The organism is [Leptolyngbya] sp. PCC 7376 (assembly GCF_000316605.1).
Taxonomy (GTDB): Bacteria; Cyanobacteriota; Cyanobacteriia; order Cyanobacteriales; family MRBY01; genus MRBY01.
Window position 1 is genome coordinate 761,950 of record NC_019683.1, and the last position, 17,909, is coordinate 779,858.

Annotated in this window: 15 protein-coding genes and 3 pseudogenes; 9 read left to right on the forward strand and 9 right to left on the reverse strand. The window is 44.1% G+C overall.

The window, feature by feature from the left end:
- Positions 1-24: 24 nt before the first annotated feature.
- Together LEPTO7376_RS28885 and LEPTO7376_RS03480 are read right to left on the reverse strand one after the other, a co-directional pair.
- Positions 25-896 (reverse strand): annotated as a pseudogene (locus LEPTO7376_RS28885) (IS630 family transposase).
- 25 nt (positions 897-921) lie between these two features.
- Positions 922-1,185, reverse strand: a complete 264-nt coding sequence (locus tag LEPTO7376_RS03480) for a helix-turn-helix domain-containing protein (protein ID WP_041763140.1) — start codon at positions 1,183-1,185, stop codon at positions 922-924.
- Positions 1,186-1,293: 108 nt separating this feature from the next.
- On the opposite strand from LEPTO7376_RS03480, the gene LEPTO7376_RS03485 reads away from it, so the two are divergent.
- The 4 genes from LEPTO7376_RS03485 (at position 1,294) to LEPTO7376_RS03500 (ending at position 4,612) form a co-directional block, all read left to right on the forward strand.
- Positions 1,294-1,866, forward strand: coding sequence for a hypothetical protein (locus tag LEPTO7376_RS03485; protein ID WP_015132870.1), 573 nt, complete (start codon positions 1,294-1,296; stop codon positions 1,864-1,866).
- A gap of 85 nt (positions 1,867-1,951) precedes the next feature.
- On the forward strand, positions 1,952-2,497 hold the full coding sequence (locus LEPTO7376_RS03490) for a hypothetical protein (RefSeq protein ID WP_015132871.1): 546 nt from the start codon (positions 1,952-1,954) through the stop codon (positions 2,495-2,497).
- Positions 2,498-2,665: 168 nt separating this feature from the next.
- Positions 2,666-4,063, forward strand: coding sequence for a ParA family protein (locus tag LEPTO7376_RS03495; protein ID WP_015132872.1), 1,398 nt, complete (start codon positions 2,666-2,668; stop codon positions 4,061-4,063).
- Between the two features lie 3 nt (positions 4,064-4,066).
- Positions 4,067-4,612 (forward strand): hypothetical protein, encoded by a 546-nt coding sequence (locus tag LEPTO7376_RS03500; RefSeq protein WP_015132873.1) that lies wholly within the window; start codon positions 4,067-4,069, stop codon positions 4,610-4,612.
- Positions 4,613-4,650: 38 nt separating this feature from the next.
- Here LEPTO7376_RS03500 and rfbB read toward each other — a convergent pair whose 3' ends face one another.
- The 5 genes from rfbB to LEPTO7376_RS03525 form a co-directional block, all read right to left on the reverse strand.
- Positions 4,651-5,649 (reverse strand): dTDP-glucose 4,6-dehydratase, encoded by a 999-nt coding sequence (rfbB, locus tag LEPTO7376_RS03505; RefSeq protein ID WP_015132874.1) that lies wholly within the window; start codon positions 5,647-5,649, stop codon positions 4,651-4,653.
- 121 nt (positions 5,650-5,770) lie between these two features.
- Complete coding sequence (locus LEPTO7376_RS03510) at positions 5,771-6,757, reverse strand: RNA polymerase sigma factor, RpoD/SigA family (protein WP_015132875.1); 987 nt, start codon at positions 6,755-6,757, stop codon at positions 5,771-5,773.
- 611 nt (positions 6,758-7,368) lie between these two features.
- On the reverse strand, positions 7,369-8,682 hold the full coding sequence (locus tag LEPTO7376_RS03515) for a serine hydrolase (RefSeq protein WP_160148372.1): 1,314 nt from the start codon (positions 8,680-8,682) through the stop codon (positions 7,369-7,371).
- Positions 8,683-8,794: 112 nt separating this feature from the next.
- Positions 8,795-10,585, reverse strand: a complete 1,791-nt coding sequence (locus LEPTO7376_RS03520) for a protein kinase domain-containing protein (RefSeq protein ID WP_015132877.1) — start codon at positions 10,583-10,585, stop codon at positions 8,795-8,797.
- A 196-nt stretch (positions 10,586-10,781) separates the two neighbouring features.
- Positions 10,782-12,137, reverse strand: a complete 1,356-nt coding sequence (locus tag LEPTO7376_RS03525) for a serine/threonine-protein kinase (RefSeq protein WP_160148373.1) — start codon at positions 12,135-12,137, stop codon at positions 10,782-10,784.
- Between the two features lie 262 nt (positions 12,138-12,399).
- On the opposite strand from LEPTO7376_RS03525, the gene LEPTO7376_RS03530 reads away from it, so the two are divergent.
- From LEPTO7376_RS03530 to LEPTO7376_RS26175, 4 genes and pseudogenes are all read left to right on the forward strand, one after another.
- Positions 12,400-13,071 carry a peptidoglycan-binding domain-containing protein gene (locus LEPTO7376_RS03530; protein WP_015132879.1) on the forward strand — a complete coding sequence of 224 codons (672 nt, stop codon included), beginning with the start codon at positions 12,400-12,402 and terminating at the stop codon, positions 13,069-13,071.
- 70 nt (positions 13,072-13,141) lie between these two features.
- Complete coding sequence (locus LEPTO7376_RS03535) at positions 13,142-14,374, forward strand: LL-diaminopimelate aminotransferase (protein WP_015132880.1); 1,233 nt, start codon at positions 13,142-13,144, stop codon at positions 14,372-14,374.
- Between the two features lie 254 nt (positions 14,375-14,628).
- Complete coding sequence (locus LEPTO7376_RS03540) at positions 14,629-15,450, forward strand: IS5 family transposase (RefSeq protein WP_015132881.1); 822 nt, start codon at positions 14,629-14,631, stop codon at positions 15,448-15,450.
- Between the two features lie 18 nt (positions 15,451-15,468).
- Positions 15,469-15,711: pseudogene (locus LEPTO7376_RS26175) on the forward strand (IS1 family transposase); the annotation flags it as partial.
- 10 nt (positions 15,712-15,721) lie between these two features.
- Here the strand turns inward: LEPTO7376_RS26175 and LEPTO7376_RS28240 are convergent.
- Positions 15,722-15,847, reverse strand: a complete 126-nt coding sequence (locus tag LEPTO7376_RS28240; RefSeq protein WP_264308969.1) for a hypothetical protein — start codon at positions 15,845-15,847, stop codon at positions 15,722-15,724.
- 90 nt (positions 15,848-15,937) lie between these two features.
- Between LEPTO7376_RS28240 and LEPTO7376_RS03550 the strand changes: the two are divergent.
- Positions 15,938-16,795 (forward strand): annotated as a pseudogene (locus tag LEPTO7376_RS03550) (IS982 family transposase).
- A gap of 381 nt (positions 16,796-17,176) precedes the next feature.
- Here the strand turns inward: LEPTO7376_RS03550 and LEPTO7376_RS24355 are convergent.
- Positions 17,177-17,886 (reverse strand): IS1 family transposase gene (locus LEPTO7376_RS24355; protein WP_225901104.1). Its coding sequence is split into 2 segments (ribosomal slippage): positions 17,177-17,607 and positions 17,607-17,886, totalling 711 coding nucleotides; the frame shifts between segments, so codons are not numbered across the junction.
- Positions 17,887-17,909 lie beyond the last annotated feature (23 nt).

Here is a 17,909-nt window from a genome sequence, read left to right on the forward strand (position 1 = left end):
TTTATATAGCAGCGAAGGAGAAGGTTAGGACATAGAACAGAAGGCTATTCTGATGGCATCGAACAAATCCTCAGTCTTCTTGATGAGCTTACTTACCTCCTTCTTTAACCTCCCCCAAAACTTCTCTATCTTGTTCAGGTGTGGTGAGTAGGGTGGCAAAAATATCACTTCACATCCTGCCTTCGCCACCAATGTTTGTATTCTTTCCTTTGGATGAACACTGGCATTATCCAGAATAATAATTTGACCCGGAATCAACTCTGGCACTAAGCAATCCTCTACCCATTGGCAAACTAAGGCGCTGTTGGCATAGCCCTCAAATACCATCGGTGCTATCTGCTCTCCCTCTCGCCATCCTCCAATCACGCTAACTCGTTCTGTACGATGACCTAACTTCTCTGCGATAAACCTCTCTGACTTATGGCAGTAGCCATACCCATAATCTAAGGTATTATCAAATCCACTTTCATCGATATATACGAGTCGTTCTTGGACATACTGCTTCAGTTGTGCCACAAATGCTTTTTCTAATTCTTTATCTCTCTCTTGATATCGATAGGTCTTTTTTTTCGAGTAAATTCAATTTTCCGTAGAGCTTCACGTCTGGATGCATCACTAATAGACTCTGGCCATTTCTCCGCCATTTCCTTCTGGGTTAGATGCCCATATTTCTCTGCAAAAGCACGAAAAGCATCTAGATCATTAATCTTCGGTTGAGGGCCTCGACGGTAATCTGTCTTCGGAGCGACTGAACCGATTTTCTCTCGTTGTTTCAGCCACAGGTCTAGCGTATTTCGGCTAATACCAAAGAAGCGACAGATATCACTTTTTCGTTCACCTTTATCGAAGGCGGCAACAGCTTTTAGGCGTAAATCAAGACTATGGGGAGCAGGCATGGCATCTATATTTATTGCTTCTATCCTATTCTGTCTTAACCCACTCCTTGCCTACTATACGTTGTATCCAGAGATAAAGGCTATTAAGGCCAAGACCGAACATTTCACAGACATCTTTTTTCGGGATACCTAGTGCTACCGCAGCAAGAGCTTTCCGGCGTAGGTCATCACTATCAGCAACTGGCATTTTTAATCTAGATATAGACTTCTCTCCTCCTTCTAAAACTATCCGGCCACTGCTACATTTGCTAAGTTTAGGGTCAACGGCAGCTTGGATTTGCTGCGTCATTGGCGCTTATCATTATTTTAAAAGAAGTGATTTCCGTATTTTCCCGGAGCGATCGCCAATTCGTTTGTCTTAAATTGAGAGTAGTGACAACTAAGGCGGGACAAACTCATGGGACAGAATAAGTTAGCAATTGGTCTTTTGGCAAGTTGTTTGATGGTTGGTGCTGGCGCTACAGGGGCGATCGCCGATGATAGCAATCCCAATCTGATGTATTTGGCTAATTCAGCGAAAATCCCATTAGGCGGAATTCAAGCTTTAAAAACATTGGATATGCCCGTCGCGATTCCGATATATGTTCCGGCAGATTTTTATCTTGAGCGGATGGAACTAGAGTTCACCGATTGGGGTGGGGTCAACTACCGTCTCATCTATGAAGGCTATGACGAAAATACGTTGGCGAGAAGCTGTTTTGCGGTCGAAGGGACAAATGATGGCATCGGTGGGTTGCCGATTGGGAATGTATCCCATGCGGTAAACAGCGAAATTTATGGTGATAGCACGATTGAGGAAGGCTATTACGGTGAATCGGAGTACAGTACTTTACTCGGTGATTGGATTGGGCGTGGCATGGGCTATTACCGCTTTGTTGGGGCTGGTGTCTACGACAGTATGGCAGGTTGTGACAATGTTTCTGTGAATGAGGCGATCGCCATTTCCGAGTCTCTACACCCTCTCCCTTAATCCCAGCATTTTACGAAAAATCTCAAACCATCAATCCGGGTGACTATCGACCAAACAGAAACGATAAGACTGAGGTGATTATCTGATGTTTTCCATAGAACTTCCCGTAAAACCTTTAAAAGTTATGGCATTGGCGATCGTCTCTGCTTTGATTAGCCCTCTCATTGCATCAGCAAATCCATTAGAAATGATGGAGGGCTGGGTTTACACATCATTCGGGTTTAGTGAAAACCAAGGTCTTCCCGAAGGAGTCTTCCAAACCATCAGTAGCTCTAGCATCGATGATAATTTGACTATTACCGAACATCTATATAACGACCAAGTTATTGTCAGTTTTGAGGAACTGTTAATGGAGCGTCAAGTCACTCGCGATGGGGTGATTGTTGATGAGCAGTTCTGGGAAATTTTGGATACGGCTGGCCCTTTTTCTACTGGCATTCAGTCTGTCTGTCAGATGAATGGTCAAGATGACTCAGGCATTTTTGCGATCGCCAAACCCCCTTATATCGATGTAAAGTGGATAACTGATTTTCAAGTTGTTTGGCGCCCAAACCTAGTCACAAAACAACTCGAACAAATCCCTTCCGATAATATTCGTTGTCTCAATATCCACTATGGCTACGATAGCTAATGCTTTCTGTCGTCAGGATTTTGAGGTAACTATATTTCAAAATCTTTTCATTTCTTACACAAAACATTATTTTATTTGATTGCAGAATAGCTTAAAGTGTATTTAAAACAACACAAGCTTTAACACACTTGAGGAATTTCGTGCTGTTAAAATCTTCAATTCATTAGTATGTCAAACAAATACGCAACGGTCATTGAAAGATGGAAAGAAATCCCTGCTGATTATCAGGAAAGTAGACTAGAAAAACACTTCATCGATGATGTTGTATTAAAGTCACTAGATTTGAAGTTTACTCAGATTGAATCACAAGTCAAGATTGGAGAAGGCCTGAAGCCAGACTATCTCATTTATTCAAAAGATGAAATCAAAAAGCCTTTGATTGTGATTGAAATAAAAAGGCGAGATCCTGCTTTAGTGAAAGTTTCGGATGAAGATTTTATTGAAGAGTGTCGAAATAATTCGTACTATCGTTCTGCTATTGGATATGAGCCTAATGGAATTGAGCAATATTTAAACAAAAAATTAGTAGATAAAGATAAATTAGCGCCATATGGTTTGGTGATGAATGGAGACTTTTTCCAACTATGGAAACGTATAGATGGTTTAGTCATGCCGATGACGGATATTCAAAGGATGACAGAACATAGTATTCCAGAATTAATGAAACAGCTGGAATATTGTCTTAGAAATCCTCACCGCGCTTTGATCACGGCAGTATGGAACCAAAAAGGCGGAGTTGCAAAGACCACTAATACGATTAACATTGGTGCTGAATTAGCTTTACAGGGTAAGCGAGTTCTCCTAATTGATCTCGACGAGCAAAATGATTTAACGCGAGGGCTAGGACTCAAACCAGAAGAATATAATGACTGGCTCATTAAATGTATTGAGCTAGTTTCTCTTAGAAAAAGTAAGGAAAGAAGTAAACAAGCAAGAGCTATCCTTAAAGACGCAATACAGAATAGGATATGGCCAACTTCTGGACGAACGAAGTTAAAGCTTAAAGTATTACCTATTGGCAAAAGTGCATTAGGGAAATTCCGTGAGTCTAGCAAAGAGTACCAAGGCTTTTCTCCAGTCAAGTTATTTCCAAAAATTATTGACTTATTATCATCAAGTTTTGACTATATTTTTATTGATACATCTCCTGCCGCAGACCCTTTAACTCGCTCTCTGCTTTATAGTGTAGATACATTACTCGTACCAGTAGATTATGGGAAAAAATCGATTCATCATGGCGTTAGAATCTACAAAAAACTGAAAGATATAAGGAATGGGAGAAAAAAGCTTGGGAATTTAAATCTAGGTGCTTGGAATCTTGGCTTGATGTATAGTAACTGCCCGGCTGATGCGGGAAAAGTTCTCAATCAATTGATCGAAAAAGAACTAACAAACAATCAGTTTTCTGGAAAAAGATATAGTAACGTTATTAAAACGTATGCTCAGACAAAAGTCGCAGAATTCAAACATGCACCTGTTAGTTGCTGGCGTTCCTCTCATGTCACAAAATGCTATTGTAATTTAGTTAACGAAGTCTTTATTAGTCCTAATTTTATTGACGAATAAATTATGTCTTTACTCGAAGAGCTTCCTTTAGATACGTTAGTCTTAGGCGAACTGATTCGGATACCTTGCGAGTGTATTGAGCCTCGCACTAAGCAAAAATTCAATCAGACAATCTTGAGAAATCTTACTAAAAAACTAGAAGCTTCAGGCAAAAATATTTCTCCGGTGATTATTAAGCAGGTGGGTGGAGATGAGTATACAGCGATCCAAAATGCTCTTGTTTTAGAAGCTGCAAAAAAAGCAAATTTTGATTTTGTTTTCTGTATTGCTATCAATGACAAAATGGAAGCTCAACTTCTCTTAGAAACAGGCGAGCTTTTACAGATCTCTTTGATTGAATCTTCTGAAAAAGAGATTATCGAAGTTTTAAATTTTGCAAAAGAAAAAGAGCCTAAGCTCAAACGATTAAAAACAGAAAAAGTTGCTCAAACTATTGTTGAAGCGAGAAATCCATCTTGGAATAATCTCAAAACTTTATCTAAATTGAAATGTGGAGTCGGCGCTAAAACAGTACCCATCCTCTCAAAATATTTTGTGTTTCCCGACTAAAAGCGCAACACAAATGAAGCGATCGCCCACAGACAGCTTTAGTCATTATCGATATACCAATCGACTGTTTTTTTGAGGCCATCGACAAAAGTTTGTTGAGGCTGCCAACCGATTTCCTGTGAAATCTTGCTGCAATCAATCGCATAGCGACGATCATGACCGAGGCGATCTGTCACAAACGTAATCAACGATAAATAGTCTCGATCGGGTGTGTCGGGGTGGGACGCCAAAAGTTCACAAATAGTTTTCACCAAATCAATATTTGCCAACTCAGTCATGCCGCCAATGTTGTATGTTGCACCGATTTGCCCTCGCCGCAACACTTGGTAAAGCGCCTCGCAATGGTCAATCACATAGATCCAATCTCGAATATTGCGGCCATCGCCATAAACGGGGAGAGGTTTCCCGACTAAGGCATTTGCAATCATGAGCGGAATAAGCTTTTCGGGGAATTGATGGGGGCCATAGTTATTGGAGCAGTTGGTGCAGAGAATCGGCAGCCCATAGGTGACATAGTAGGAGCGCACGAGGTGATCGGCAGATGCTTTGGAAGCGGCGTAGGGGCTATTGGGTTGGTAGGGCGATCGCTCGGTAAATGGCGGGTCAGTGGGGTCAAGAGAACCATACACTTCGTCGGTGGAAATGTGGAGAAAACGAAAGGTTTGCTGTTTCTCTGGCGATAGACTTTGCCAATAACTTAGGCTGGCTTCGAGGAGATGAAATGTACCGAGAACATTGGTTTGGATAAAAATTTCTGGACTCTGGATAGAGCGATCCACATGACTTTCGGCTGCGAAATGAATGATTGCGTTTGGTTGATGACTGACTAAAAGCTGATCTAAAAGTGGGCGATCGCCAATATCTCCTTTCACAAAAATATAGTCGGGGTCATCTTGTAGAGAGGCTAAATATTTAGGGTTGCTGGCATAGGTGAGTTTGTCGAGATTGATCACTTTGCCCCAATCGTTGCGACGGGCTTGAAGCACAAAATTCGAGCCGATAAAACCGCAGCCTCCTGTCACCAAAAACGTGCCCATTTCCCCACCCTCCACTACCTTTCATTTTAGACAAAGCAATTATGGCCAGGCACAAAAAAAAGGTGAGCGATCGCCCACCCTATCTGCCTAAGTCTAAGCAACTCTATTTGTCGTCAAGGCCTTAGCTTGCCGCGAGATATTCCCGCACCCGGGCACGACGATGACGGAGATGCGTTAACGCTTGACGTTCCAACTGACGCACCCGTTCACGGCTGAGATTCATCCGCTTACCAATTTTGGCGAGGGACAATTCTTTACCATCGTTCAGTCCAAAACGAAGAATAATCACTTCTTGCTGTTGTGGTGTAAGGTCAGCAATTAAGTCTTTAATATCCTGCTTTAGAAGCTCATAAGTGACATTCGTATCTGGAGATTCGCCCTCATCCTCAAGCAAATCCATCAGCTCAGTATCTTTGTTGTCACCAACGCGGACATCGAGGGAAATGGGATGGCGAGAGACGCGGAAAAATTCACGGATCTTCTCAGGTTCCAACTCAAGCTCCTCAGCAATCTCTGCAATCGTTGCTGCACGACCAAGATCTTGGGATAGTTGACGCTGAGTTTTCTTAATTTTGTTGAGCTTTTCAGTAATATGAATCGGCAGACGAATCGTGCGGCCCTGCTGGGCGATCGCCCGAGTAATCGCCTGACGAATCCACCAGTAAGCATAGGTCGAGAACTTATAACCTTTTGTGGGATCAAACTTTTCGACACCACGCTCTAAGCCAAGACTACCCTCTTGGATCAAGTCGAGAAACTCAAGATTTCGCTTTTGATATTTTTTGGCGATCGCCACAACAAGACGGAGATTCGCTTCAATCATCTTGCGTTTCGCCCGTTCACCTACAGCGACAGCACGCCGTAGCTCTTTTTCAGATAACTTTATGGCCTCAGCCCACTCAGAGAAAGTCGACTCTCGCTCTAACCTTTCCTCTAATGTTTCACGCTCAGCTAGCAGACGCATCAGCTCCTGAACCTGCTTACCATAAACAATCTCTTCCTCATGCGTTAACAAAGGTACACGTCCAATTTCGCGGAGATAGGTACGAACCATATCAACGGAACTTTTACTGGACTTAGGGGTTTGTTTGATATTCGCTGTAGGCATCTACTGTTACAACTCCTTCCTTGGTTTTGAGGACAAATCAGGTCTCACCGTAGAGATAGGCAAGCCATAAACTTCATGCTGGGAAAACTACTTCAATGGCAGAGGCAGAGATTCCGCAAAGCTAAATAAAATAGTTGAGATGAGTCATTTTTCCTAATATATAGACTGGCGAAAAAAAGAAAAGGTTCACTGCCGCAAATAAAATGTGCTCAACGGATCTTTCCTTGATTTAATAATGCCCTTTTTTCCTTCAGTTTGTGAAGTACGGTAGAAGGGATAATATCCGAACTTGTAGACACTTATCTGGCATCAATTAAAAGACGCTAAATGAAGAGCATTCAGTTGGCTGCGTTTATCGATGAAAAATCAGGAGTAGCATGACAAAGAAAAAATAAACATTACTATGAAAGGGATTCAAAGGCCAAAGACAATAAAGGGATTCATCTTGTAACCACTTGTAGCATATCTTGTTTCACAAAGAAACTCAAGCTTTTTTTAGTGGAATTTTGCAGTATTTTCTAGATTTAAATTCTGATTTTTGTCTGAGAAATCAGTGAAGCCCAACTAATTTTTCGCCAAAAAGTCTGATGTATTTCTGGGTTTATTCGTGATTAAGGTGAAGGCGACGTTTGGGCTATATTTCGATAGGTATAGCTCGCTACTTTTGGGAAAAAAGTCTGATTTTCTGCGTAATCCTTCTGCTCAGCAAAGATACATAAAATATATTGCTGTTTACCATCGGCTGAAGTGATGTATGCAACCTCATGGCGACCTTGGGTTGTCCAACCAGCTTTGGAATAAATCTGGGCATCGGCAGGTAGTCCAGCCCCAAAAAAGTCTTGGATCGGATTGAAATAGTTGGTTGGTCGTTGCCAATTTTGGGTGAGGTCACGGCGGAGAAATTGCAGCATTTTTTGACTCACATCGGGGGCGATCGCCTGAGCTGTGGCAATTTCATACATGAGTCGAGCAGCGTGCCAAGCTGTGAGTTGATTGCGAATGGGTAGCTTTGGATTCGCAGGGTTAAAGCGCATTTGGAGATCAAACCCCTCTGGCTCTTCTATCTCAATATCAGGGATCGGGTAAGTTTTTTGGGTGATGTTTAGGTTTTGGTAACCAGCTTGAGTGAAAAATTGGTTGAGTTGTAACCGCTGGAGATACCAGGCTTCATAATCTTCTTGGCTACCTTTCGCTCGGAATTCGGTACGGGTAATAGCATCAACAATTTGGCTAGTGGCATTGTTATCTGAGCGACGCACCATTAAACCAAGTTCATCTTGGAAGTTTGCTTCGGCGAGTAAACCTTGTTGAAATTGCCCATAGAGCGCCACCATCCAAAAGAGCTTCGCCACACTAGCCGGATAATGGGGCGCATTGGGCTGATAGTAGGCGATCGCCTGTTGATTTAAATCAATCAGTACTACGGACATTGCCTCTATTGGCAGCTCATCTTCTTTGGCTAACTGCTTAATGCCCTCAACGATGCTCTGCAACTCAGCAGTAGATTTCCAGTCCGGTAGTAGAGCGACATTGTAGCGATACTTCCAGATTTTTTTGATTTCGACAGGAGCCTTCCGATCTTTTTCCTCAAGGGCAATTTCCGGTAATAGCTCAGTGCTTAAAGGGAGCTCTGAGTCGGTCAATGCAAATTCGTCAGCTGAAATAATGTCTTCAGTCGTGGCTTCAGTAACCGTTTCATCTGAGGTGGCAGCAGGTTGTCCAGAAGGTTGAATTAATCGCTGCAAGAGCCATAGACCTCCTCCTAATACGGCGATCGCCATCCCTGTGCTAATAAAAACAAATTGCCACAGATTCAGTAGAGCAGGATGTTGTCTTCTCCGGGAGCGACGCGGATTTTTTTCGGTAGGTGGTGGCGGAGGTGTGGACGGCTGATTCAAAACAACAGGCTCAAACAGAACAAACAAAAAACATTGCCATAAGCTTAAAGGGAATTAGCCATGAAACAGATCTGCGTCGTGGCATAATGACACGATCACTAAAATCTTAGAATAATCGATTGCGAGAGGTCTTCGCTAATTATTCCCAAAGAATTTCAACGGTGTCGTAAGTCGCAATTTTCCAGACGCCATCCTGCGTAAACTCTAGGTTGTATTGCACCAATCTCTGATCATAGCCACTGGCATTTTGATCTACATTACCTTTGGCGTCATAGAGAGTACGGGCTTCAGTGACGATCACTTCGATGGTTGCATTACGTCCATCCAGCTGAAAATCAGAAATATCTTCAATCTGTTGGTCTTCGAAAATATAAAATGCACCATTATTTTCGAGCCATTCCACAGAGCTTAGTTTGTCATCATTACGACTGATATTGTTGGCGTAGGCATCCCCCGTCAGCAACTGTTTACCGCAGTAGCGATCATAGGGAACACTAAACAACTCACTTTTACAAATCAGCCAATCAACAATAATTGCCTCAGCATCGAATTCATTAATCGGAGTGACGGGTGTGGTTGTTGGTGGCGGATCAACAGGCTTTTCAATCTCTGGAGGAGCCGGTGCTTCTTCAATCTCTCCTGGTTCAACTTCAGGTGGAAGATCATCACCAGCAACAAAATCTCCATCGTTAGTATCAGAATCGTTGGTGTCAGAGGTTTCGGTATTAGTTTCAGTCGTATTGGTGTCATCTGTATTGGACTCAGTAAGGGCAGGATCATTAGAGTCAATGGGAGTGTTGCGGCGATCGCCCATCAGCTGGTCATAACCGATAATGCCTCCAAGGAAAAAGATACCCACAACTCCCCCAGTGAGAATTGCCTTTTGCCAATCTGCCATACCCTGCTTTGGGGGCGGTGCATAGGTTTGTGGTGTGGCGGGTACAAAATTTTGGGTCGCAGCAGCAGTTGGTGGCGTAGACACAGGAATGGGGGCGGGAGAATTGGACGCGACCGTCGGTTGACTGACAACAGGTGGCGCGGATGGTGGCACAACGGTTTCCGGAATTGGCGCAGCAGCCACACCAGCCATTGGCATTGTCATCTGATTCGAAGCTTGCAGGGCACTCAACATCGAACTGGCAGAATGGAAGCGATCGCGGGGATGAGGGCAAATAGCTTGCTCAAGAACATTGGCGAGATGCTTATCAACCTGCACATTGGGCGATCGCCACAGAATTTTTCCCGTTGCGGGGTCAGATGGAAAATCTTGCGGGAACTTACCCGTGAGCAAATAAATCGCTGTTAACCCCAAACTATATAGATCGCTACTAAATACAGGCCGACCAATCGCCTGTTCCGACGGCATAAATCCCGGCGTACCAATCACAATTGAACTAGTGGTATTTCCCGCCGTATTCATTTGGGTGCCCATCGTTTCTTTCACCGCCCCAAAATCAATCAGCACAGGTTGGCGATCATCTTGCCGCAGAATAATATTGTCCGGTTTAATATCGCGATGGACGATGCCTTGATCATGAATAAAATCAAGAATCGGCAATAGTCCAATAAGAAGTTGCGTTACCGCTGTACTTGCCCAAAGTCCTTCTTTTTCTACTTGCTGTGAGAGTGTTTGTCCCTCGATCCATTCCTGCACTAAATAGAATTGACCTGACTCCGTGAAATAGGCAAATAGACTCGGAATTTGGCGATTCCTTTCTCCTAAACGTTCGAGGATTGTTGCCTCTCTTTGAAACCGTTGTTTAACGATTTGATAGACCGCTGGATCATTGGTCACAGGCTTGAGTTGCTTGATTACACAGCGGCGGCTCGACGGCATATGCAAATCCTCTGCGAGGAAGGTCTCACCAAAACCTCCCTGCCCTAGTTCTTGCAGAATGCGATAGCGATTTTCGAGAAGTTGTGCGGTCATTACCTAATCGTTTTTAGAGAGTGTTCGAGGCGGTTACTTTAATTTTACAGAAGCTTCAGATGGCTCTAATGCGCCGTTACGAAAAACGTTGCGAAGCTCTGCTTTCTGACATGTAATGTCATGGGAAAGAAGATTTATCCTTTGCCATCTCTCAATTTGAATGAGACGACAGCATCAAAATCAGGCTTATTTTTAATTAATTCTCTACTTCCGTTTCCCACACATACCAATCGGGATAGACATAGACCCAATATCCTGATTGAGCATCAGCGCCACAGACAGTCCCATCAGCTTCCCAATAGCCCCAATCGTTATAACTGCCATACTCCTCCAAGGCGGTGTCACAGGTAATCACTTGGATCAAATCGGTATATCTGCCATATGCAGAGGTTTCATCAACAACGATTGGTTCTGGGATTGGTTCTGGCGGAATTACGGAAGGGGTTGGCTCAGAGGGTTCAGTTTGAGTACTGTTTAATTGATTATTTAGAGCAACTCCTCCGACAAGAAAGAAACCAATAATGCCACCTGTGAGAATTGTTTTTTGCCAGCCAGCCATGCTTTGTTTTGTTTCTGTGGGATAGGCACTCACACTCTCCGCAAAAATTGCTGGCTCAGAGTTTGGAGTAGCAGGTGTGGCCGTAGGCGGTACGCTTTCGGGAGTCGGTTTAGGTTGGTGATAGGTGGCAGGAACAGATGTTGGAGGTACTGGAGCTGGGTTACTACCAGGAGAATTTTGTAGTGCTCTCAACATTGCATTAGCATTTCCGAAGCGATCGCGCGGATGGGTACAAACTGCTTGGTTAAGGACAGCGGCAAGGTGAGGGTCTAGATTCGGGACATCATCCTGCCAGAGGAGTTTCCCGGTTGCTGGATCAGAGGGGAATTCATTGGGGAATTTGCCTGTGAGTAAATAAATAGCCGTTAAACCCAGACTATAAAGATCACTCCCAAATACTGGGCGGCCAATCGATTGCTCTGAAGACATAAAACCGGGTGTACCGATCACGATGGAACTGGTCGTTTGTCCAGCGGTATTAATCACAGTGCCCATGGTTTCTTTCACTGCACCAAAGTCAATCAGTACGGGTTGGCGATCGCCCTTACGGAGAATGATATTGTCCGGTTTAATATCGCGATGGACAATGCCTTGATCATGAATAAAATCCAGGACGGGCAAAATGCCAAGTAAAAGCCTAGTGATGTCAGCACTAGTCCATAAGCCTGATTGGGCGATCGCCTCAGCGAGTGTTTCTCCTTCAATCCATTCCTGAACTAAATAGAATTGTCCCTGCTCCGTAAAGTAGGCAAACAACGTCGGGATTTGCCGATTGCCTTCTCCTAATTTCTCTAAAATCACCGCTTCCCGCTGAAAGCGCTCCTTTACCAATTGATAAATCGCGGGGTCATTGGTTACAGGTTTGAGTTGCTTGATCACACAACGGCGACTCGATGGCATATGTAGATCTTCAGCCAGAAACGTTTCGCCAAAACCTCCCTGTCCCAGCGCTTTCAAGATCCGGTAGCGATTTTCAAGGAGTTGTGTGGTCATTGCCCATGCCATCAAGTGTCTACTTTTATCTTACCCAGCGGTTTCGGGATTCAGCCCATTGACATCCAGTGTTACAAAGCTCAAACCTCTGACAGATTTTGTTTTCAGAATTGAAACAAGAGCTGACCTTTCCTAGAAGGCTGCATATCATAGACGTAAGAGACTGATGCGACAATTCTTTTTACATTTTCCGGGCTACGTAAGTATGAGTTTTTGTCGTAACCACAAATAGTAAAACTCACTTTCAGGGAGAGTCTGAACCATGGAGACTTTAGCGATCGCCGCCGCCTATGCCGCCTACGAAACAACCCACGAGTTAGAGCCAATTGAGCTTGACTTTTCTTGGCTAAAAGTACCTGTAAATTCTAGGTGGCTGAGCTATATTGGCATTTTGATTTTGGGGAGTCAGGTCACCCTCGGGAGTGGGGCGATCGCCGAAGCGACAGTCTTATCCCAGCCCATCACCAATGCCACCGTGAATGTCCAGTCTGGTTGTTTAAATGTACGGGTTGCTCCTAATGGCGATCGCCTGAAATGTTTGCCAAAAGGTAGTGCCTTACCCGATATTGTCCGTGAAGAAAATGGCTGGTATCAATTAAGTACAGGCAACTGGGTGGCGCGCGAATATGTCAGTGGCATCTCCGTCAAATCCGCCAACTCTAGCAATATTCAATCACCAACAGTTGAAGCCGCGACTAGCACCGAAGATTCGCAGGAGAATTTACAATACGTCAAGGGCAATCTCATGAAAGGGTCAGCCGTTGAAGACCTCCAGACTAATCTCAACTACTACAAACTTCTGGACAAACCCATCGCAATAGATGGCGTTTTTGGGACAAAGACGAAACTCGCAGTGATCGCCTTCCAAGAACAAAGAGGCTTAGAGATGGATGGCGTCGTCGGTGCAGCCACACGCCAAGCCTTGGGATTGTAAGCTTGCAACAACATGGCCATGGGATGATAAGGTAACCTGTTCTACGGCATCTTTCTAAACATATTGTCCTATGGTCAAAATTAACGAAAATTACCTCAAATTAAAGGCTGGCTATCTGTTCCCAGAAATTGCTCGCCGTGTAAACGCATTTATCGCGGACAATCCCGATGCACCCATCATTAAACTCGGCATTGGTGATGTTACCGAGCCTCTCCCTGTTGCTTGTCGTGAAGCGATGGCAAAAGCAATTGAAGATATGGGCGATCGCGCCAGCTTTAAAGGCTATGGCCCTGAGCAAGGTTACGGTTGGCTGAGAGAAGCAATTGCCACCCATGATTTCCAGTCTAGAGGCTGTGATATCGACGCATCCGAGATTTTTGTATCCGACGGTGCCAAGTGCGATACAGGTAATATTCTCGATATTTTTGGCAAAGACAATACCATTGCGGTCACTGACCCTGTTTACCCCGTTTACGTTGACACCAACGTCATGGCTGGTCACACAGGCGATGCCGATGAGTCTGGCAAATATGGTGGCTTAACCTACATCCCCATCACCGCAGCAAACGACTTTACCGCTGAGATTCCTTCTGAGAAAGTTGACCTCATTTATCTCTGCTTCCCTAACAACCCCACTGGTGCCACAGCAACAAAAGCACAGCTCCAGGCTTGGGTAGATTACGCTAAAGCTAATGGCTCCATCATTTTCTTTGATGCCGCCTACGAAGCATTTATCACCGATGATTCTCTCCCCCACTCCATCTATGAGCTAGACGGTGCAAAGGACTGTGCGATTGAATTCCGTTCCTTCTCTAAGAACGCCGGTTTCACCGGAACTCGCTGTGCATTCACTGTTGTCCCCAAGACTTTGACTGTTAAGACTGACAGTGGCGAAGAAGTACAACTTTGGAAGCTATGGAACCGTCGCCAATCTACAAAGTTCAATGGTGTTTCCTACATCGTTCAACGTGGTGCAGAAGCGGTTTACTCCGATGCGGGCCAAAGCCAAATCAAAGAATTGATTAGCTTCTACCTTGAAAACGCAGCGATCATCCGCAAAGAACTTCAGTCCGTGGGCTTCGAAGTTTTCGGTGGTGTGAATGCCCCCTATGTTTGGGTAAAAACCCCTGAAGGTCTCACAAGCTGGGACTTCTTCGATAAGCTTTTGATCAACTGCAACGTTGTCGGTACACCGGGTTCTGGTTTCGGTGCGGCAGGCGAAGGGTATTTCCGTATCTCTGCGTTCAATTCCCGCGATAATGTCCTCGAAGCCATGAAGCGCATTACAACAGCTTTTGCTTAATTTGCTAAGCAGAATACGAATTTAATTCATTGAAAAGGGGATGTATCAATAACGGTATATCCCTTTCTGGCATTGCAAAATAGAGGTATGAATGGATGATGCTGACCCAATGAAATGTCCGGAATGTCAATTTAATCATATCCGTAAGAACGAAAAAAAAGGCAAACACAATCACATCTGTGTAGATTTGAGCTCTTGCAAAAGGGGTGAGAGTAGGTAAAAAAGAGGAAAGTATCAGAGCCATAGCGATAGAAATGCCAACTTACGAACAGCTCCAACATTTATCTCCAGAACAATTCAGGAGAGCCTGTGGAGTTAAGCTTCAGACCTTCAATCGTCTGGTAGAAGTCCTAGCAGAAGCTAAAGCAAAGCAAAAACCCGGTCGTCCCAGTATTTTATCCCTGGAAAATCAGTTACTCCTCACCTTGGAATATCTGAGGGAATATCGCACTTATTTTCCTATCGCTCAATCATGGGGCATTCATGAATCAACAGTTTGTCGCATGGTGCAAAAAACAGAGAATACACTCATCAAAGAAACCGATTGCCACTTACCCAGCATGAAACAGCTCCATGGTTCAGAAGAGTTATCTCTAACAGTAGTGGTGATGGATGCCACAGAACAGGCGATTGAAAAGCCCAAAAAAACAACGTCTTTACTACTCAGGAAAAAGAAGCATCATTCCCTTAAAGCTCAAATAGTTATTGCTTGGCAGTGGGCACAGATTATCTGTTGTGACTGTGAGAAAGGTAGCACCCATGACTTCAAACTACTCAAAAAGAGTAGAGTGCATTTTCAGCAGGGACAACTCTGCCTTGCCGACGCCGGATATCAAGGTCTACACAAGCGGCATCAGCGGAGTCACACTCCTCACAAGAAGCCTAAAGGAGGAGAGTTGACTGCGGAACAGAAACAGGAGAATCAGCTCTTAGCAGCTCAAAGAATCATCATTGAGATGGTATTCAGAATGCTCAAAAGATTCCGCCTCTTATCCAGTCGATATCGTAACCGCCGTCGGAGATGGGGATTAAGACTCAATCTCATTGCTGGTCTTTACAATTTTGAATTGCTATAACCTTTTGCAAGAGGTCATTTCTTCTACGTCACAGATGGCTGGAAAGTGTATCCCATGTTTATACCAGATAGTGACTAGGTTGTCAGTAAGACCTACATGGCTCATGTGGAAGGGGAGAATATTCGATTGCGGCACTATCTCGCTCGACTTCATCGAAAGACTTGATGTTATTCAAAGTCTCTGGAAATGTTAGAGCATTCGATTCGATTGCTGATTCATGACCTCAAATTCGAGGATGTTCCTGTCTCCCAATGCTCATAGATTCATTCCTCTATTCTGCAATGCCAAGACTATTAAGGCCAATACCGAACATTTCACAGACATCTTTTTTCGGGATACTTCGTGCTAGCACAGCAAGGGCTTTACATCGTAGGTCATCACTATCAGCTGCTGGCATTTTTAATCTAGATAACGTGAGTTCTGGATAAGGAAAGAAAAGGAGAAAGCCCATATCGTGGAAGTTGTAACGAATCCACGGCTTTCTCCCATGTCCAGTCTAGAGGCTCTGTTTTGCCATGTTGATGATTTCTGCCAAGTCTTTGAACCCTTATGGCATCAAGCGTTACTCAGCTCTGGCAAAAAATACCGTCGCCGTCAGAGAAGCCTCAGTCTGAGTGAGGTGATGACTATTCTCATTGCTTTCCATCAATCTTACTATCGAAATTTCAAGCATTTCTATCTCATCAAGGTGAAATGCGATTGGCAACAAGAGTTTCCTCTAGCTGTGAGCTATCAACGCTTTGTGACATGGATACCTTCGAGCTTGATTCCTCTCTGTACATATCTGCGACGATGCTTCGGATAATGCACTGGTATTAGCTTCATTGATGCCACCAGCATCAAGGTTTGCCATAATCGCCGTATCTCTCAACACCGTGTTTTTGAAGGTTGCGCGGCAAGGGGCAAGACTTCGGTGGGATGGTTCTTCGACTTCAAACTACACCTGGTCATCAATGAGCGAGGAGAATTACTCAACGTCCAAGTGACGCCCGGAAATACCGATGACCGCCAACCTGTAGTGGAGTTATGGCAAGACTTATGGGGTAAAGTCTTTGCCGATAAAGGCTATGTCTCACAATCTTTAGCCCAGCATCTTCAAGAGGAACATGAGGTGACCCTAATGGCTAAACCTCGTCGAAATATGAAGCATCATTTGATGGTTTATCAAGATAAACTTTTTGCTCGTAAGCGGGCTTTGATTGAGACAGTTATTGACCAACTGAAGAACATCTCACAGATTGAACATTCCCGACATCGCAGTCCCACAAACTTTTGTGTGAACTCGCTGTGTGGGCTGATTGCTTACTGCCATCAACCCAAAAAACCTTCTTTACAGCTTGATTAGACCTATCATTCCTTATCCAGAACTCACGTTAGATACATACTTCTCTCCTCATTCTAAAACTATCCAGCCACTGCTATATTAAGCCTTTATTTTCCACGCTCGAAAGCTCAGGGTTTTATTTTTCCTTAGATTTATATTAGTCAAAGAAACACTTATTATCATGCCATTCTTTTTCCTTGGAAAAAACACTTACAAAAAATCCGGATTCCCCAAAACCCTATTTAAACAGGGCTCTGTATGATGAAGGATCTCCTAATCATTCATTAAAAACACAAATCCTAGATTTTAAATTTTCAATCAAACAGCGGCTCTATTCAGTATGTTTATCTTTTTCTTGTAAAGATCGATAAACAACTGATGGTAGTGATGCACAAGTAATGGTCATAACTGAAGAGAGAGATTATAGTGTCTGAGAAAATAGACCACTGCTCCAATGTGGTTTTCCCACTTCTTCGAGAAGGAAAGTGCCTGACGGACTAAGCGGGACGTTCTCTGACGTAGAGTGTTGTTGAATCTCTCAATATGATTTGTTTGTCCAGTCTCCTTGCCCACAACTCGATGACGTTTACTCGGTAAGACACAGCCATAGGCATCCCAATAATCGGTGTAGACCAGCGCACACTGACGATACACAGGAGGCAGAGAATCCCATAATTGTTTCGCAGTCTTTTGACTACGGTCTCCGATGGCATATCCCACCACCTCTCGGGTGTCTCGGTCAAGAGCCAGCCAAATCCATGCTTTCTCACCTTTACTACCGACAAAAGACCACAATTCATCCATTTCGATGGTCAGTTGCCCTCTTTTTTTTGAGTCACAGGTAACTCGTGAGGCACAGTCTCTAATTTGGCATTGACATAGTACTGTAGCCAGCGCAGAGAGACCCCTGTGGCACGAGTGATACCAGCGAGAGAGAGACGTTCTAATAGGAGACGGTCAATCAATTGACGAGTGTCAGTTGCAATGGGAGGGTGGGCAGGATGTTCCACAAACTGGCGACCACATTCATGGCAACGATAGCGCTGCTTTCCCGAATGGGTGTGACCATATTTAATGGTGCTGGGAGACTGACATTGAGGGCAAGTGAGCACGGTGAGACTTGACGTTTAATCTT